This window comes from Microbispora cellulosiformans (genome assembly GCF_008728085.1).
Taxonomy (GTDB): Bacteria; Actinomycetota; Actinomycetes; order Streptosporangiales; family Streptosporangiaceae; genus Microbispora; species Microbispora amethystogenes.
Genome location: NZ_VYTZ01000010.1, coordinates 29,350 through 45,160, shown reverse-complemented (window position 1 = coordinate 45,160; position 15,811 = coordinate 29,350). Strand labels below are relative to the sequence as shown.

Here is a 15,811-nt window from a genome sequence, read left to right as displayed (position 1 = left end):
CTTCAGTTGTCTTGCCAGGCCATTGTGGCCTGTTTATGGAAAAGGAGCGGCGAGGAATCGCCGCTCCTTTCTCACCTTATCGGCGAAGGCCCAGCCGCTCAATCAGGGAGCGGTAGCGGGTGATGTCCTTGGCCTGCAGGTACTTCAGCAGCCGGCGGCGCCGGCCGACCAGCAGGAGCAGACCACGACGGCTGTGGTGGTCGTGCTTGTGGGTCTTCAGGTGCTCGGTCAGGTCACTGATCCGCCTGCTGAGAAGCGCGATCTGGACCTCCGGGGACCCGGTGTCACCCTCGGTCGTGCCGTACTCGGTGATGATGGTCTTGGTGGTAGCGGCGTCGAGCGACACTGCTTCTCCGTTCTGATGAAATGGCACGCGCGACACTTCGAGCCCGCGAACGACCGTGCGTGCCTACAGTCGCCGTGACAGACAGCCGGGGTGGAAAGCTCCACCCGAACATGGCTGACATACAACCCTACCAGGTGCCGGCGGCGCTCCGTCGCGGTGCGTCACGACGTGAACGCGCGTGCCCTCGCCGTGTCCTCGTGCATCTGCTCGATCAGCGCCTCGATCGAGTCGAACCTGAGCGTGTCGCGCAGCCGCTCGCCGAAGTCCACCGCCACGTGCGCGCCGTACAGGTCGAGGTCGTCGCGGTCCAGCGCGTACGCCTCGACCGTGCGCTCCACTCCGTCGAAGGTGGGGTTGGTGCCGATCGAGATCGCGGCGGGCCAGCGCTCCCCCTCGTACGGCGAGGGGGACTGGAAGCACTCCAGCCACCCGGCGTAGACGCCCTCGGCCGGGACGGCGGTGTTCTGCGGCGACTCGACGTTGGCCGTCGGGAAGCCGAGCGCGCGGCCGCGCTGGTGCCCGCGGACCACCACGCCCTCCACCCGGTGGGGGCGGCCGAGCAGGGCCGCCGCGCCCGCGACGTCACCGGTGGAGAGCCGCTCGCGGATCCGGGTGGAGGAGATGGCCTCGCCGTCGCTGACGAGCGGCACGCCCTCGGCCGTGAAGTCGTACTTCTCCCCCAGCGTGCGCAGCGTCTCCAGGTCGCCCGCCGCCCGGTGACCGAAGCGGAAGTTCTCCCCCACCACGACACCGGCCGCGTGCAGGCGGTCGACCAGCGCGGTCTGCACGAACTCGTCCGGCGTCATGCGGGAGAACTCCAGCGTGAACGGCAGCACGCACACCGCGTCGACGCCGAGCGAGAACAGCAGGTCGACCCGTCGGGGTGTGGTGGTGAGCCGGGGCGGCTGGTGGCCGGGCCGGACGACCTCCTCGGGATGCGGGTCGAAGGTCACGGCCACGGCCGGCAGCCCGAGGTCGCCGGCCATGCCGACCGTCCGCGTCACCATGCGCTGGTGACCGAGATGGACACCGTCGAACACGCCGATGGTGACGACGGACCTGCCCCAGTCCTGCGGGACCTCGTCCAGCCCGTGCCAGCTCTGCACCTCGACCTCGCTTCGCATCCATGTGCCCCGCCTCCGGCGAGGCGGCCCGGATCGCCCTCCCGGACGCCCTCGCGCGCAGTAGACAGCCTGCCATGCCCGGGCGCCCGCGCGGGAACCAGCCCCGGTTTCAGGAGACGAAGACCACCAGGGGCCGGGCCGCCCCGTCACGCTCCTCGGCGAGCGCCAGCAGCGCGCCGTCCGGCCCGAACACGCCGACCGGGCCGGGCCCGAGGCCCGCCGCGCGCAGCCGCCCGCCGTGCGCGACCAGCCGCGCCTCGTCCTCCGCCACGTCCCGCCGAGGGAAGGCCGCCGCCACCGCGTCGGCCATCGGCATGATCACGCACTCGCGGGCCAGGTCCTCGATCGTGCGGGCCGACTCGATGCCGTACGGGCCGACCCGGGTGCGGCGCAGCCGGGTGAGGTGGCCGCCGACGCCGAGCGACGCGCCGAGGTCGCGGGCCAGCGCCCGGATGTAGGTGCCGCTGGAGCACGTGACGACCGCGTCCAGGTCCACCGTCTCCGGGGTCCGCCTGATCTCCCCGATCTCGAAGGCGCGCACCGTGACCGGCCGGGCGGCAAGGGCGACCTCCTCCCCCGCCCGGGCCCGCTTGTAGGCCCGCTCTCCGTCGACCTTGATGGCGCTCACCTGCGGCGGCACCTGCATGATCTCGCCCGTGAGCGCGGCGACGCCCACACGGATGTCCTCGTCGGTCACCTGGCCCGCGGGCGTGGTGGCGGTCACCTCGCCCTCGGCGTCGTCGGTGTTGGTCGAGGCCCCGAGGCGGATCGTCGCCTCGTACACCTTCTCGGTCAGCGCGAGGTGCCCGAGGAGGCGGGTCGCCTTCTCCACGCCGATCACCAGCACGCCGGTCGCCATCGGGTCGAGCGTGCCGGCGTGGCCGACCTTGCGGGTGCCGGCGACGCCGCGCATCTTGCCCACGACGTCGTGGGACGTCCAGTCCGCGGGCTTGTCCACGATGATGAGCCCGCTCGGCGGCGGGGGCCTTCTTGTCACGGCTCAGTCCTAGGAGAGGGCAGGTGGGGAGGCGACGAGGTGAGGAGGGGGCGGAGGGCGGCCATCGTGTCCGCCACGGGCAGCGCCGAGGAGAACCCCGCGGCCCGCGCGTGCCCGCCGCCGCCGAGGGCGGCGCAGGCACGGGCCACGTCCACCACGCCCTTGGACCGCGTCGAGACGTTCCAGCCGCCGTCGTCGTCCTCCTTGAGCACGACCGCGACCTCGGCCTCGTCGACCCGGCGTACGACGTCGATCACGCCTTCGACCTCGTCGTACGGCAGGCCCTCGGCGGCGCGGTCGGCGCGGCTCACGAAGGTCCACACCAGCCCGTGGCCGCCCGCGGCGTCCGGTTCCAGCGTGGCCCGTCCGAGCGCCGCGCCCAGCACCCGCAGATACGCGTACGGCGACCGGTCCCACAGCTCACGGGCGAGCTCCTCCGGGCGGAGCCCGGTCTCCAGCAGCCGGCCCGCCATGGCGTGGGCGGCCGGCGTGGTGACGGAGTGCCGGAACGAGCCGGTGTCGGTCACCAGTCCGGCGTACAGGCAGGTGGCGACGGATCGGTCCACCCGCAGCCCGAGCCGGTGGATCAGCTCCTCGACCACCATCGTGGTGGAGGCGGCCGAGGGATCCACCAGGTGGACCGTCCCGAACCTGGTGTTCGACACATGGTGGTCGATCACGAGCAGTTCCCCGGCCTTGCCCGCGTGCGGCGCGAGCAGGCCCAGCCGCTCCATCGTGGACGCGTCGAAGGTGATCATCAGATCCGGCTCGGCGGGGTAGGCGGGGGCCTCGACGAGCAGCTCCTGGCCGGGCAGGAACCGCAGCAGCCGGGGCACCTCGAGCACCCGGTCGCCGAAGGACGCCACGACCTTCTTCCCGGACCGCGCCAGCGCCAGCCCGAGGCCCAGCATCGAGCCGAGGGCGTCCCCGTCGGGGGAGACGTGGCAGGCCAGCGCCAGTGTGCCGGCGCCGTGGATGAGGTCGGCCGCCCGCCGCCAGTCCGGCTCGCCGATCGCGGTCTCGATCGCGGTCACCGGGCGGAGTGTCCGGCGCGGCCGCTGGGCTCCTCCTCTGCCGTCTCCTCGCCCTCCTCCTCGGCCGCCTCGGCGTCGAGGTCGTCCTCGAAGCGGTAGGGGTCGGCCTCCCCGGCGAACTGCGCGCCCTCGGCCTTCTTGGCGACCTCGGCGTCCTTGGCCCTGGCCAGCGCGAACAGGTCGTCCATGTGGCGGGCGTTGTCGGGGAGCGGGTCGTGCACGAACGAGAGGGTGGGGGTGTGCCGCAGGCCGGTCTGCCGGCCGACCTCGGAGCGGATGACGCCCTTGGCGCTCTCCAGCGCGGCGGCCGAGTCGGCCCGCTCCGCCTCCGAACCGAAGACCGTGTAGTAGACGGTCGCGTCGCTCAGGTCCGCGGTGACCCGGGTGTCGGTCACCGTCACGAACCCCAGCCGCGGATCCTTGATCCGCCGCTCCAGCATCTCCGCCACCACCTGCTGGATGCGGTCGGCCAGCTTCCTGGCACGCGCTGCGTCCATGCTCACGCTCCCTCGTATCTGTACGGCTGACGCGGGGGCCCGGCCGTCTATTCCTCGTGGTCGTTGAAGAGCCGCCGCCGCGCCGACAGCAGCTCGATCTCGGGGTGGTAGGCGACTACCCGCTCACAGGCGTCCAGCACCTCGTCGCAGTTGGCCGCCGACTCCGACACCACGGCCACGCCGATCTCGGCGCGCCGGTGCAGGTCGAGATGCCCCGCCTCGGCCACGGCGACCGCGGGAAAACGCCGCCGGATCTCGGCGATGATCGGCCGGACCACGGAGCGCTTCTGCTTCAGCGAGCGGACGTCGCCGAGCAGGACGTCAAGAGTAAGTGCACCGATGAACATGGATGTCTCACCACGGCGAAGACGCCCGACCGCCGCCCCCGCACGCGTGGTGCGGGGGCGGCGGCGCGGTGCGTCAGGCGCGCGGCTTCTCCTGCATCTCGAACGTCTCGATGACGTCCTCGACCTTGATGTCGTTGTAACCGACACCGATACCGCACTCGAAGCCCTCGCGGACCTCGGTCGCGTCGTCCTTGAAGCGGCGCAGCGACGAGACGGTGAGGTTGTCGGCCACCACGACACCGTCGCGGATGAGCCGTGCCTTGCTGTTGCGGGTGATCACGCCCGTACGGACGATCGAACCGGCGACGTTGCCGATCTTCGGAACCTTGAAGACCTCGCGGACCTCGGCCGTGCCGGTCCTGACCTCTTCGAACTCCGGCTTGAGCATGCCCTTGAGGGCCGCCTCGATCTCCTCGATCGCCTGGTAGATGACCGAGTAGTACCGGATGTCGACGCCCTCGCGCTCGGCGAGGTCGCGGGCCCGGACCTCGGGCCGCACGTTGAAGCCGATGATGACCGCGTTGTCGTCGGCGATCGCGAGGTTGACGTCGTACTCCGTGATGGCACCGACGGCGCGGTGCAGCACGCGGAGCTTGACCTCCTCGCCCACGTCGATCTTGAGCAGGGCGTCCTCCAGGGCCTCGACGGAACCGGAGACGTCACCCTTGATGATGAGCTTGAGCTCGTCGACCTGGCCCTTCTCGAGGTCCTTGAACAGCTCCTCGAGAGTGCGCCGGCGGCCGGACCTGGCCATGTCGGCGATGCGCTGCCGGGCCGCCCGCTGCTGGGCGATCTGACGGGCCATCCGGTCATCGCCGACGACGATGAAGTTGTCGCCCGCGCGCGGGACGGCGGTCAGACCGAGGACCAGGACCGGACGCGAGGGGTCGGCCTCCTCGACCGTCTCCCCGTTGTCGTCCAGCATCGCCCGGACGCGGCCGAAGGCCTCGCCACAGACGATCGAGTCGCCCACCCGAAGCGTGCCGCGCTGCACGAGCACGGTCGCCACGGGGCCGCGGCCCTTGTCGAGGTGCGCCTCGATGGCCAGGCCCTGGGCGTCCATGTCCGGGTTCGCCCGCAGGTCGAGCTCGGCGTCCGCGGTCAGCAGGATGGCCTCCAGCAGGCCGTCGATGCCGACGCCCTGCTTGGCGGAGATGTCCACGAAGAGCGTGGAGCCACCGAACTCCTCGGCCACCAGGCCGTACTCGGTGAGCTGGGCCCGCACCTTGGTCGGGTCCGCGCCCTCCTTGTCGATCTTGTTGACCGCCACCACGATCGGCACGTCGGCCGCCTGGGCGTGGTTCAGCGCCTCGATCGTCTGCGGCTTCACACCGTCGTCGGCCGCGACCACCAGCACCGCGATGTCGGTGGCCTGCGCACCACGGGCACGCATGGCGGTGAACGCCTCGTGACCCGGGGTGTCGATGAAGGTGATCTTGCGCGGCTCACCCTCGTGGGTGGTCCCGACCTGGTAGGCGCCGATGTGCTGCGTGATACCGCCGGCCTCGCGGGCCACCACGTTGGTGTGGCGGATCGCGTCGAGCAGCTTCGTCTTACCGTGGTCGACGTGACCCATGACGGTCACGACCGGCGGACGCGGCGCGAGGTCGCCCTCGTCACCCTCGTCCTCACCGAACTCGATCTTGAAGGACTCGAGGAGCTCGCGGTCCTCCTCCTCCGGGCTGACGACCTGGACGTCGTAGTCCAGCTCGGCGCCCAGAAGCTGGAGCGTCTCCTCGCTGACCGACTGGGTCGCGGTCACCATCTCGCCGAGGTGCAGCATGATCTGCACGAGCGAGGCCGGGTTCGCACCGATCCGGTCGGCGAAGTCCGCCAGGGACGCACCCCGCGGCAGGCGGATCGTCTGCCCGCCACCACGTGTGACCTGCACGCCGCCGATCGCCGGGGCCTGCATGTTGTCGAACTCCTGGCGCCTCTGGCGCTTGGACTTGCGGCCACGGGTCGGACGGCCTCCCGGACGCCCGAACGCGCCCGCCGTGCCGCCACCGCGGCCACGGCCGCCGCCACCGCCGGGACGACCGGCGAAGCCGCCGCCACCGCCGCCACCGGGACCACCGCCCGGTCCGCCGGGACGACCGGCCGTGGCGCCGGGACGCGGACCGCCGAAGCCGCCGCCACCGGGACGACCGCCGCCACCACCCGGGCGGCCACCGCCGCCACCGGGACCGGGACGGCCACCGCCGCCACCGGGACGCGGACCGCCACCGCCGCCGCCCGGTCCGGCCGGACGGCCCTGCGGCATCATCATCGGGTTCGGACGCGGACCACCGGGACGCGGACCGCCGGCGCCGGGACCCGGGCGGGGACCGCCCATGCCCGGACCGGGACGCGGGCCCCCGGGGCCGGGACGCGGACCGCCCGCGCCCGGAGCGCCGGAACGCGCGGCCGGCGGACGCGGCATGGCGCCGTCACGGCCGCCGTCACGGCGCGGCTCACGAGGAGCGCCGTCTCCACGATCGGGACGGTCGCCTCGCTCGGGACGTCCACCGTCGCGGCCGCCGGGCCGCGCGGGACGCTGGCCCATGCCGCTGGCGGTCGAGGAGAACGGGTTGTTGCCCGGACGCGGGCCGCGCGGGCCCGGCTTGGGTCCACCGCCACCGGGACGCGGGGCGCCACCGCTCGGGGCACCGGGACCGGCGGGCGCGCCACCCGGGCGCGACGCCGGCGCGGGCCGCGGGCCCGGCTTGGGCGCTCCGGGTCCGGCACCACCGGGCCGCGGACCTGAGGCCGCCGCGGGCCGGGAGGTGTCCGGACGCGGGGCGTCCGGACGCGGAACGTCCGGCCGGGGTCCCTGCGGACGGGCGGCCTCGGGGCGCGCCGCTTCCGGCTGGGCCACCGGCGGGTGGGGCATCGGAACCGGCCGCGGAGCGGGCCGCGGACCCGGCTTCGGGCCCGGCCGCGCCACCGTGTCACCGGACTGGGAAACGGGCGCCTGTGGGGCGCCCCCGTTGACCTGGCTCTCTGAAGCCGGTCTGGGCGCAGGCTTCGGCTGCGCCGGACGGGCGGGCCTACCCCCGCCCCTGGAGGCGTCACCCTTGAACGCCTCAGTCAGTTTGCGGACGACCGGCGCCTCTATCGTCGAGGACGCCGACCTCACGAACTCGCCCATTTCGGTGAGCTTGGCCATGACGACCTTGCTCTCGACCCCGAACTCCTTGGCGAGCTCGTATACCCGGACCTTCGCCACTGCACTCCCTAACTCGGCCCGGGAGGCTAGCAGTGCCGCCGGACCGTCGCTACCTGAACGTACTCATCGCCGCGTGCTCATCAGGCGCTCATAGCAATCTGACTCCGCCCATCAACTCGGCGTCCTACATGACAATTACGTCGTGCCCTGATTCCCGGAGCCGATACCGGGGACCAGCGGTAACCATTCACCCGGACCGCCCCGGCGTCAACCCCTCCAGGTGATCCCGCAAGAGCGACGTGTCAAGCGACCCCTGCGCGCGAAACGCGCGAGGGAACGCCCTGCGACGCTCTGCGAGCTCCAGACAGCGCGGGGACGGGTGCAACGAGGCACCACGTCCCGGGAGCCGTCCTCGCACGTCGGGGACGATGACGTCCTCGACCACGACCAGGCGGAGCAACTCGGACTTTACCGTGCGAACCCGGCAGCCCACACACGTTCTCAGCGGGACTGCCCGGCAACCGTCTTCCAGCTTACCTCGCCGACGCATCGGCGGGATCAGCAGGGGCCTGCTCGGTGTCCGGCCGGATGTCGATCCGCCAGCCGGTCAGCCTGTTGGCGAGGCGGGCGTTCTGCCCTTCCTTGCCGATGGCCAGGGACAACTGGTAGTCGGGCACGATGACGCGCGCCATGCGGCCATCGGCGTCGACCACCTCGACACGGGAAACACGCGCGGGAGACAGGGCATTCCCGACGAACTCGGCCGGGTCCTCGGACCAGTCGATGATGTCGATCTTCTCGCCGTGCAGCTCCGTCATCACGTTGCGCACCCGTGAGCCCATCGGGCCGATGCACGCGCCCTTGGCGTTGACGCCCGGCTTGCGCGACCGTACGGCGATCTTGGTGCGGTGGCCCGCCTCCCGGGCGATGGCCGCGATCTCCACGGTGCCGTCGGCGATCTCCGGGACCTCCAGCGCGAAGAGCTTCTTCACCAGGTTGGGGTGGGTGCGCGAGAGGGTGACCGACGGGCCCTTCGGGCCCTTCTTCACCTGCACGACGTAGCAGCGGATGCGCTCGCCGTGCGCGTACTCCTCACCCGGGACCTGCTCGTTGTGCGGGAGGATCGCCTCGATCTTGCCGAGGTCGACCAGCACCACCCGCGGATCCTTGCCCTGCTGGATGACGCCGGCCACCAGTTCGCCCTCGCGGCTCGCGAACTCGCCGAAGTTGATCTCGTCCTCGGCGTCCCTGAGCTGCTGCAGGATGACCTGCTTGGCCGTGGTGGCGGCGATCCGGCTGAAGTTGGACGGGGTGTCGTCGTACTCGCGCACGACGTCGCCGTTCTCGCCCAGCTCGGCCGCCCAGATCACCACGTGGCCCGTGTCGCGGTCCAGCTCGGCGCGCGCCTTCTGCGCCGCGCCCTCGGTCCTGAAGTACGCGATCAGCAGCGCGTCCTCGATCGCCTTGACGACCAGGTCGAAGGAGATGTCCTTCTCCCGCTCCAGGCTGCGCAGGACGCTCATGTCAATGTCCACAAGGCTCCCCCCTAGCCCTCGTCGCCGGTGTCGGCGGCGTCGGCGATGTCCTCGTCGACATCGAGGTCCTCGTCATGTTCGTCATCAAGTTCGCCGTCGTGCTCGTCGTCGAGACCGGCGTCGCGCCGGTTGAACTCGACCTGCACGCGGCCGCGCACCAGCTCGCCGAAGGCGATGCCGCGCGCGCCGTCCAGCTCCACGCCGGACTCGTCCGCGCCGGTCACGCGGCCCTCCACCGAGGTGCCGTCGCGCAGCTCCGCCCGCACCAGCCGCCCGTGCGCCCGGCGCCAGTGGCGCGGCTCGGTGAGCGGCCGGTCCACGCCGGGGGAGGTGACCTCCAGCACGTACGCGCTGCCGCCGAGCACGTCCACCTCGTCGAGCCGCTTGGAGACGGACTGGCTCACGTCGGCCACGTCGTCCAGGCTCACGCCGCCGTCCCGGTCCACCACCACGCGCACCAGTCTCCGGCGTCCCGCCGGAGTGACCGTCACGTCCTCCAGGTCGAACCCTTCGGCGGCGACCACCGGGCCGAGCAGTTCGACCAGGCGGCCGCGTCGAGCGTCGATGCCCATGCCGACCTCCCTACGACTGTGTAACTAGCCCGATGTGCCAACAGCCTATCGACACCGGGAGGTGGAAACTGCGCCACACCCGGGCGACCGTCCGACACGCACACGATCATCACCGGTCACGGGCGGGGACCAGTGGGCGGCGCGCCGTACGATGCTGTGTCGTGAAAGAGGACAGCGGCGGTGAAGGGGGCAGCGGCGGCGGACGGGACAGCGGCGGGGCACGGGTGACCAGACGTGCGCTGCTGGGCGTCGCCGCCGCGGCGGGCCTGGCCGCCGCGGGAGGCTGTTCGAACGGCCCGGACAAGCCCGTCACGCCGCCCCCTCCGGACCCGCAGGCCGTGCTGATCGGCGAGCTGATCGCGGACAAGGAGCGACTGGTGGCGCTGTACGGGCGCGCGGTCGCCGCCCTGCCCGGCCGGGCCGCCACGCTGGAGCCGTTCCGGCAGCGGCACGCGGCTCACGTGCGGGCGCTGCGCGCGCTGCTGCCCGCCGGGACCGCTCCGATCACCCCGGTCCCGTCGTCCTCCGGGTCGCCCCCCGCGTCGCCGTCCGGATCGCCCTCCGACGGCTCGACCCAGGTCTCCGTCGGAGTGCTGCGGGACTTCGAACAGGCCTCCGCGGCGGCGCGTCCCGCGCAGACCGCCACGGCCTCGCCCGCACTCGCCCAGCTTCTGGTCAGCATCGGCGCCTGCGAGGCCGTCCACGTCGTCGCCCTGGGGAGGCTTCGTGGCTGAGCCCGCGACTCCGCCCGCCGTGAGCCCGGCGGTGAGCCCGGCGGTGAGCCCTGCTCCGGGCTCCGCCGCAGGGCCCTCTGTCGCCGCCCTCGGCCGCGCCCTGTCCGCCGAGTACGCCGCCGTGTACGCCTACGGAGTCGTCGGCGGGAGGACGAAGGGCGCGCTGCTCGCCCGGGCGACGGCGGGCTTCGACGCGCACCGGGCGCGGCGCGACCAGTTGCGCACGCTCATCACCCAGCGGGGCGGCACACCCACCGAGCCGGGCCCCTCCTACGGCCTGCCGTTCGAGGTGCGCACGCCGTCCGACGCGGTGCGCCTGGCGGTGCTCGTGGAGCAGCGGGTGGTCACCGCCTACCTGGAGCTCGCCGCCGACCGCGATCCCGCCCTGCGGCGGCTCGCCGCGCTGGCGGCGCAGGAGAGCGCGACGCGCGCGTACGGCTGGCAGCCGGAGATCGGCGCCTTCCCCGGCATGCCCGGCCGGGACACCGGCCCCACTCAGGCCGGACCGCCCGACACCGCACAGCCCGACAGCACGGAAACCGGCACCGCGGAACCCGGCCCCACGGAAACCGGCACCGCGCAACCGGAAGCCGGGCTTCCCGACGCCACTCCCTCCGGGTCCTGACCTCGGTAGGGCCGGAGGCCGGCCCTACCGGAAAGGTCACGCGGAAGAGGCGGGGAGGCAGGCGGCGAGGACGCGGTCGACGGCCTGGTCCAGCGGGATCTCCTCCTTGGTCCCGGCGACCCGGTCGCGCAGCTCCACCACGCCCTGGGCCAGCCCACGGCCGACGATCAGGACGGTGGGCACGCCCAGCAGCTCGGAGTCCTTGAACTTGACGCCCGGCGACACGCCCTGACGGTCGTCCACCAGCACGCGCAGTCCCCGCGCCTCCAGGCTCTCGGCGAGCTCGGTGGCCACCTCGATCTGGTTCTCCTTGCCGGTGCCGACGATGTGCACGTCGGCGGGGGCCACCTCCCTGGGCCACACCAGGCCCAGCGCGTCGTGCCGCTGCTCGGCCAGCACCGCCACCGCCCGGGACACGCCGACGCCGTACGAGCCCATGGTGATGCGGATGGGCTTGCCGTCCGGCCCGAGCGCGTCGAGGTGGGCCGCGTCGGCGTACTTGCGGCCGAGCTGGAAGATGTGCCCGATCTCGATGCCGCGGTCGATCGACAGCGGGTGGGCGCAGCGGGGGCAGGAGTCGCCCGCGCGCACCTCGGCGGCCTCGATCGTGCCGTCGGGCTGGAAGTCACGGCCCGCGACCACGTGCGCGGCGTGCCTGCCCGGCTCGTTGGCGCCGGTCACCCAGGCCGAGCCCGCCACGACGCGGGGGTCGACGAGGTAGGTGATCCCGAGGTCCGCGAGCACCTGCGGGCCGATGTAGCCGCGTACCAGGCCGGGGTGGCGGGCGAAGTCCTCGGCCTCGAAGATCTCCGGCACGCCGGGCGAGAGCGCGGCCTCCAGGCGCTTGAAGTCCACCTCGCGGTCGCCGGGGACGCCGACGACCACGGTCCTGACCTCGTCGGAGCCCGGCGTGCGGACCTTGACGACGAGGTTCTTCAGCGTGTCCGCCGCGGTGATTCCGAGGTCGTACCGCTCGTTGACGTACGTCACCAGCGACTCGATCGTGGGCGTGCCGGGCGTGTCGAGGACCTCCATGGCCGGCTGCTCCGCGGTCACCGCGGGCGGCGCGGGCGTCACGACCGCCTCGGCGTTGGCCGCGTACCCGCAGTTGTGGCAGGCCACGAAGGTGTCCTCACCGGTGTCGCAGGGCGCGAGGAACTCCTCGGAGGCCGAGCCGCCCATCGCCCCCGACATGGCGAAGCAGATCCGGTAGTCGATGCCGAGGCGGTCGAAGATGCGGATGTAGGCGTCGCGGTGCATCTCGTAGGACCGCTTCAGGCCGTCGTCGTCGAGGTCGAAGGAGTAGGAGTCCTTCATCACGAACTCCCGGCCCCGCAGGATGCCGGCCCGGGGACGCGCCTCGTCGCGGTACTTGGTCTGGATCTGGTACAGCGTCACCGGGTAGTCCTTGTAGGAGGAGTACTCCCCCTTGACCATGTCGGTGAACATCTCCTCGTGCGTCGGCCCGAGGAGATAGTCGGCGCCCTTGCGGTCCTTCAGGCGGAACAGCGTGTCGCCGTACTCGGTCCAGCGGCCGGTGGGCTCGTAGTAGTCGCGGGGCAGCAGCGCGGGGAACAGCACCTCCTGCGCGCCCATCCGGTCCATCTCCTCGCGGACCACCCGGGCGACGTTCTCCAGCACGATCTTGCCCAGCGGCAGCCAGGAGTAGATGCCGGGCGCGACCCGGCGGACGTAGCCGGCGCGGACGAGCAGCTTGTGGCTCGGCACTTCCGCGTCCGCCGGATCCTCACGCAGGGTGCGCAGGAACAGGGTCGACATACGCAGCAGCACGGCTACTCCTTGCTCGTGAGAGGTCTCCCGCGACGTCTCCCCCGGATCGCCGCGGCCGGAGACTCCGGCGCGGATCTCCTCGCGGATCCCCGGCGGCGACGTGGGAGACGAAGACGATGTGCTCCAAGGCTATCGACTCGGGGCACCGGCCGCCTCCCCTCAACGCGCGCCCGCCGCTCAGCCGCCGAGAAGTTCCTCCCAGTGCTGGCGCGACCGCTCCCCCGCGCCCGCCGGCCCGTCCAGCGCCGCCGACAGCCGCCACAGGCCGGGCCTGGACCGGAGCCGTTCCATGCCGAACGGGTCGATCGCCCGCAGCACGAAGGTCACCTCCATCACGTCGATCACCGCGGTCGACGCGGTCGCGGGACCGGCCGGGGCGGCGGGCGCGGCGTCGGGACCCGGTTCGCCGATCCGCTCGACCAGCAGCGCCGCCACCTCCGCGGCCTGCGGGCCGTCGCGCCACTCGACGTGCCAGGAGTGGTCGGTCGTCCGCCACCAGGTGAGGTCGCGGCACGCCTCCAGCGTCTCCGCCTCGCCGGACAGCGCGGCCATGACCCGGCCCAGCGCCTCGTAGCGGCGGCCGTCGCCTCGATCGTTCCGCGACCCCCGGGCCGTGGCCGGCGAGGCCCCGGGCTCGTCCTGCCCCCCGCGCAGTCCCCTCATGTCAGGGAGGGTCCCACCGCCCGGCCGTCTCGTCCGCGGGTTTCCCCGTCTTTTAGCCCCAGAGCCCACGAGCATCACTCTGATCGCGGCCGCCGGGTCGCCGCAACCCCACGAATCATCACAACACGGATCACAGAAAGGATCACAGTCCGGTGCCGCGGCATGGCGTTCCGGTGACACGGCCGCCGCCGATGATAAAGAATCGAAGCAGACACGCCGCCGCTGCCGGGAGGCCATGGTGACACTGCGCGTCGCGATCGTCGGGTCGGGCCCGGCCGGGATCTACACGGCCGAGGCACTGGTCAAACAGTCGCGCGACCCCGTCGAGGTGGACGTGCTCGAACGTCTGCCCACGCCCTACGGGCTCGTGCGGTACGGCGTCGCGCCCGACCACACCTCGATCAAGTCGATCGCCGGATACCTCCGGCGCGTCCTGGAGACGCCCGGGGTGCGCTTCCTCGGCGGTGTGGAACTCGGCGCGGACGTCTCGGCCGACGACCTGCTGTCCTGCTACGACGCGGTCGTCTACTGCACCGGCGCGATGGTCGACAGACAGCTCGGCATCCCGGGCGAGGACCTGCCGGGCAGCGTCGCCGCGACCGACTTCGTCAACTGGTACTGCGGCCACCCCGACGTCCCGCCGGACACCTTCTCGCTCGACGCCGAGGACGTCGTCGTGATCGGCGTCGGCAACGTCGCCGTGGACGTCGTGCGGATCATGGCCAAGACGGCCGACGAACTGCGCGGCACCGACGTGCCCGAGGAGGTGCTCGACCGGCTGGCCTCCTCGCGCGTCAGGCGCATCCACATGGTCGGCAGGCGCGGCCCGGAACACGCCAAGTTCACCCTCAAGGAGCTGCGCGAGCTCGGCGAGTTGCTGAACGCCGACGTCCTGACCTTCCCGCACGAGGTCGCGACCGGTGACCTGGCCGCCCTGTCGCGGCAGGTCAAGGGCAACGTGGACGTGCTGCGGTCGTGGTCGGAGCGCGAGCCGGCCGACCGGCCGCGCCGTCTGGAGGTGCGTTTCTGGCTGCGCCCGATCGAGATCCTCGGGGTCTCCCGGGTCGAGGGCGTACGGCTGGAGCGGACCCGCCTGGAGGACGGGCGGGTCGTCGGGACCGGCGAGTTCGAGACGATCCCGGCGGACATGGTCATGCGCTCGGTGGGCTACCGGAGCGTCGCGCTGCCCGGGGTGCCCTTCGACACGCGGGCGATGACGGTGCCCAACGTCGCCGGGAAGGTGACCGACCGGCAGTACGTCGCGGGCTGGCTGAAGCGGGGCCCGACCGGGGTGATCGGGACCAACAAGTCCGACGCCGCGGAGACCGTGCGTACCCTGCTCGCCGAGGTCAAGCCGGGGACCGCCACCGCCCGGCTGGACGACCTGCTCGCCGCCCGCGGCGTGCGCCCGGTGACGTACGAGGACTGGCTCGGCATCGAGGCCGCGGAGACGGCGCTGGCGGAGAACCTCAAGCGGGGCGAGCGGGTGAAGCTGGTGGGCAGGGACGCCATGCTGGGCGCGGCCGGTCGTCTCACGCACAGGGGAACGCCCTCCTGACCGCGCGGCCGCGCGGCCGGCGAGGTCAGTTCCAGTACCCCGGCCGGTGATAGCGGGCGCCGTCGCGGCCGGGCACGAGGTCGGGCAGCTGTGACCTGCGGATGATCGCCTCGCCGAGGGGAAACCACGCGTCACTCGCCAGGCGCAGGCCGTCAGAACGGCGGCCGGGCGGGAACACGGTGACCACCCGGGTCTTGCCGCCCCGTCTGGCGTCCACCGACCGCACCGCCTCGATCGCCGCGCACAGGTCGCTGTCGGCCGACAGCAGCAGCACGACGTCGACGAGATCGAGCGCGACGTCACCGACGATCGCGGCGGCGAGGGCGGCGTCGGACTGCTTCTCCTCGTACGTCCGCCAGGAGGCTCCGCAGATCCGGCAGGAGGCCCGCTGTTCCTGGAACCGCCCCAGCACCACGTCGACCTCCAGGGTCTCGAGAACCGCGAGGTAGGTCTTCTGTCTCAGCAGCGCGCCCGGTTCGTTGCGCACGTGGGCGCTGAAGTAGCGAATGGTGGTCAGGGTCTGCCCCGGCTTCAACAGGCGACTCGCCAGCGCGTGCAGATCGAGCCATAGATAGCGCCGGCCCCGCAGGGAACGCAGCCCGTAGTAGAGGTTGAACCCATCCACGTAGAACCCGACACGCACGGATCGAGGAACGGGGTTGTCGCACATCGCCATCACGCCCTAACATGGTGTCACCGCGCCCGGGGTTACGTCCCCGGGCTCTACGGCCCCCAGCAGGGGGCCGTTTCTTTTTTCGCTCGCGTGTTCGAGTAAGAGGATACCCAACTCTCCGTCGCAGCGTGGCGACGTTGCGTGATGAAGTGGCCGTGCCGGGACTC

Annotated in this window: 15 protein-coding genes and 1 pseudogene; 3 read left to right on the top strand and 13 right to left on the bottom strand. The window is 72.3% G+C overall.

The window, feature by feature from the left end:
- Nucleotides 1-76: 76 nt before the first annotated feature.
- The 10 genes and pseudogenes from rpsO to rimP all read right to left on the bottom strand — a co-directional run.
- On the bottom strand, nt 77-346 hold the full coding sequence (gene rpsO, locus F5972_RS26015) for a 30S ribosomal protein S15 (protein WP_150936800.1): 270 nt from the start codon (nt 344-346) through the stop codon (nt 77-79).
- A 161-nt stretch (nt 347-507) separates the two neighbouring features.
- On the bottom strand, nt 508-1,452 hold the full coding sequence (locus F5972_RS26010; RefSeq protein ID WP_150937123.1) for a bifunctional riboflavin kinase/FAD synthetase: 945 nt from the start codon (nt 1,450-1,452) through the stop codon (nt 508-510).
- A gap of 127 nt (nt 1,453-1,579) precedes the next feature.
- Nucleotides 1,580-2,467, bottom strand: a complete 888-nt coding sequence (truB, locus tag F5972_RS26005) for a tRNA pseudouridine(55) synthase TruB (RefSeq protein WP_150936797.1) — start codon at nt 2,465-2,467, stop codon at nt 1,580-1,582.
- Nucleotides 2,464-3,501: a DHH family phosphoesterase gene (locus tag F5972_RS26000; RefSeq protein ID WP_150936794.1), complete on the bottom strand. Its 1,038-nt coding sequence runs from the start codon at nt 3,499-3,501 to the stop codon at nt 2,464-2,466. The genes truB and F5972_RS26000 overlap by 4 nt, the downstream gene beginning before the upstream one ends.
- On the bottom strand, nt 3,498-3,998 hold the full coding sequence (gene rbfA / locus F5972_RS25995) for a 30S ribosome-binding factor RbfA (RefSeq protein ID WP_150936792.1): 501 nt from the start codon (nt 3,996-3,998) through the stop codon (nt 3,498-3,500). The genes F5972_RS26000 and rbfA overlap by 4 nt, the downstream gene beginning before the upstream one ends.
- A 47-nt stretch (nt 3,999-4,045) precedes the next feature.
- The gene (locus F5972_RS25990) at nt 4,046-4,345 is read right to left on the bottom strand and encodes a DUF503 domain-containing protein (protein ID WP_167521514.1); all 300 of its coding nucleotides are present in this window, start codon (nt 4,343-4,345) and stop codon (nt 4,046-4,048) included.
- A gap of 73 nt (nt 4,346-4,418) precedes the next feature.
- Entirely contained in the window at nt 4,419-7,553 is a 3,135-nt protein-coding gene (infB, locus tag F5972_RS25985; RefSeq protein ID WP_150936790.1) for a translation initiation factor IF-2, read from the bottom strand.
- A gap of 187 nt (nt 7,554-7,740) precedes the next feature.
- Nucleotides 7,741-8,043 carry a YlxR family protein gene (locus tag F5972_RS25980; protein WP_150936788.1) on the bottom strand — a complete coding sequence of 101 codons (303 nt, stop codon included), beginning with the start codon at nt 8,041-8,043 and terminating at the stop codon, nt 7,741-7,743.
- Nucleotides 8,027-9,016 carry a transcription termination factor NusA gene (gene nusA / locus F5972_RS25975; RefSeq protein WP_204287092.1) on the bottom strand — a complete coding sequence of 330 codons (990 nt, stop codon included), beginning with the start codon at nt 9,014-9,016 and terminating at the stop codon, nt 8,027-8,029. The genes F5972_RS25980 and nusA overlap by 17 nt, the downstream gene beginning before the upstream one ends.
- Before the next feature lie 101 nt (nt 9,017-9,117).
- A pseudogene (gene rimP, locus F5972_RS25970) lies at nt 9,118-9,600 on the bottom strand (ribosome maturation factor RimP); the annotation flags it as partial.
- 161 nt (nt 9,601-9,761) lie between these two features.
- Between rimP and F5972_RS25965 the strand changes: the two are divergent.
- Nucleotides 9,762-10,334: a hypothetical protein gene (locus tag F5972_RS25965; RefSeq protein ID WP_150936784.1), complete on the top strand. Its 573-nt coding sequence runs from the start codon at nt 9,762-9,764 to the stop codon at nt 10,332-10,334.
- Nucleotides 10,327-10,959 (top strand): ferritin-like domain-containing protein, encoded by a 633-nt coding sequence (locus F5972_RS25960; RefSeq protein WP_225311871.1) that lies wholly within the window; start codon nt 10,327-10,329, stop codon nt 10,957-10,959. The genes F5972_RS25965 and F5972_RS25960 overlap by 8 nt, the downstream gene beginning before the upstream one ends.
- 36 nt (nt 10,960-10,995) lie before the next feature.
- Here F5972_RS25960 and F5972_RS25955 read toward each other — a convergent pair whose 3' ends face one another.
- Both F5972_RS25955 and F5972_RS25950 read right to left on the bottom strand, forming a co-directional pair.
- On the bottom strand, nt 10,996-12,750 hold the full coding sequence (locus F5972_RS25955) for a proline--tRNA ligase (protein ID WP_150936782.1): 1,755 nt from the start codon (nt 12,748-12,750) through the stop codon (nt 10,996-10,998).
- Between the two features lie 177 nt (nt 12,751-12,927).
- On the bottom strand, nt 12,928-13,413 hold the full coding sequence (locus F5972_RS25950; protein ID WP_225311869.1) for a hypothetical protein: 486 nt from the start codon (nt 13,411-13,413) through the stop codon (nt 12,928-12,930).
- A gap of 235 nt (nt 13,414-13,648) precedes the next feature.
- Here F5972_RS25950 and F5972_RS25945 point away from each other — a divergent pair, with 235 nt between their 5' ends.
- Nucleotides 13,649-14,971, top strand: a complete 1,323-nt coding sequence (locus F5972_RS25945) for an FAD-dependent oxidoreductase (protein WP_150936780.1) — start codon at nt 13,649-13,651, stop codon at nt 14,969-14,971.
- A 25-nt stretch (nt 14,972-14,996) separates the two neighbouring features.
- Here F5972_RS25945 and F5972_RS25940 read toward each other — a convergent pair whose 3' ends face one another.
- Nucleotides 14,997-15,614: an NYN domain-containing protein gene (locus F5972_RS25940; protein WP_191910319.1), complete on the bottom strand. Its 618-nt coding sequence runs from the start codon at nt 15,612-15,614 to the stop codon at nt 14,997-14,999.
- Nucleotides 15,615-15,811 lie beyond the last annotated feature (197 nt).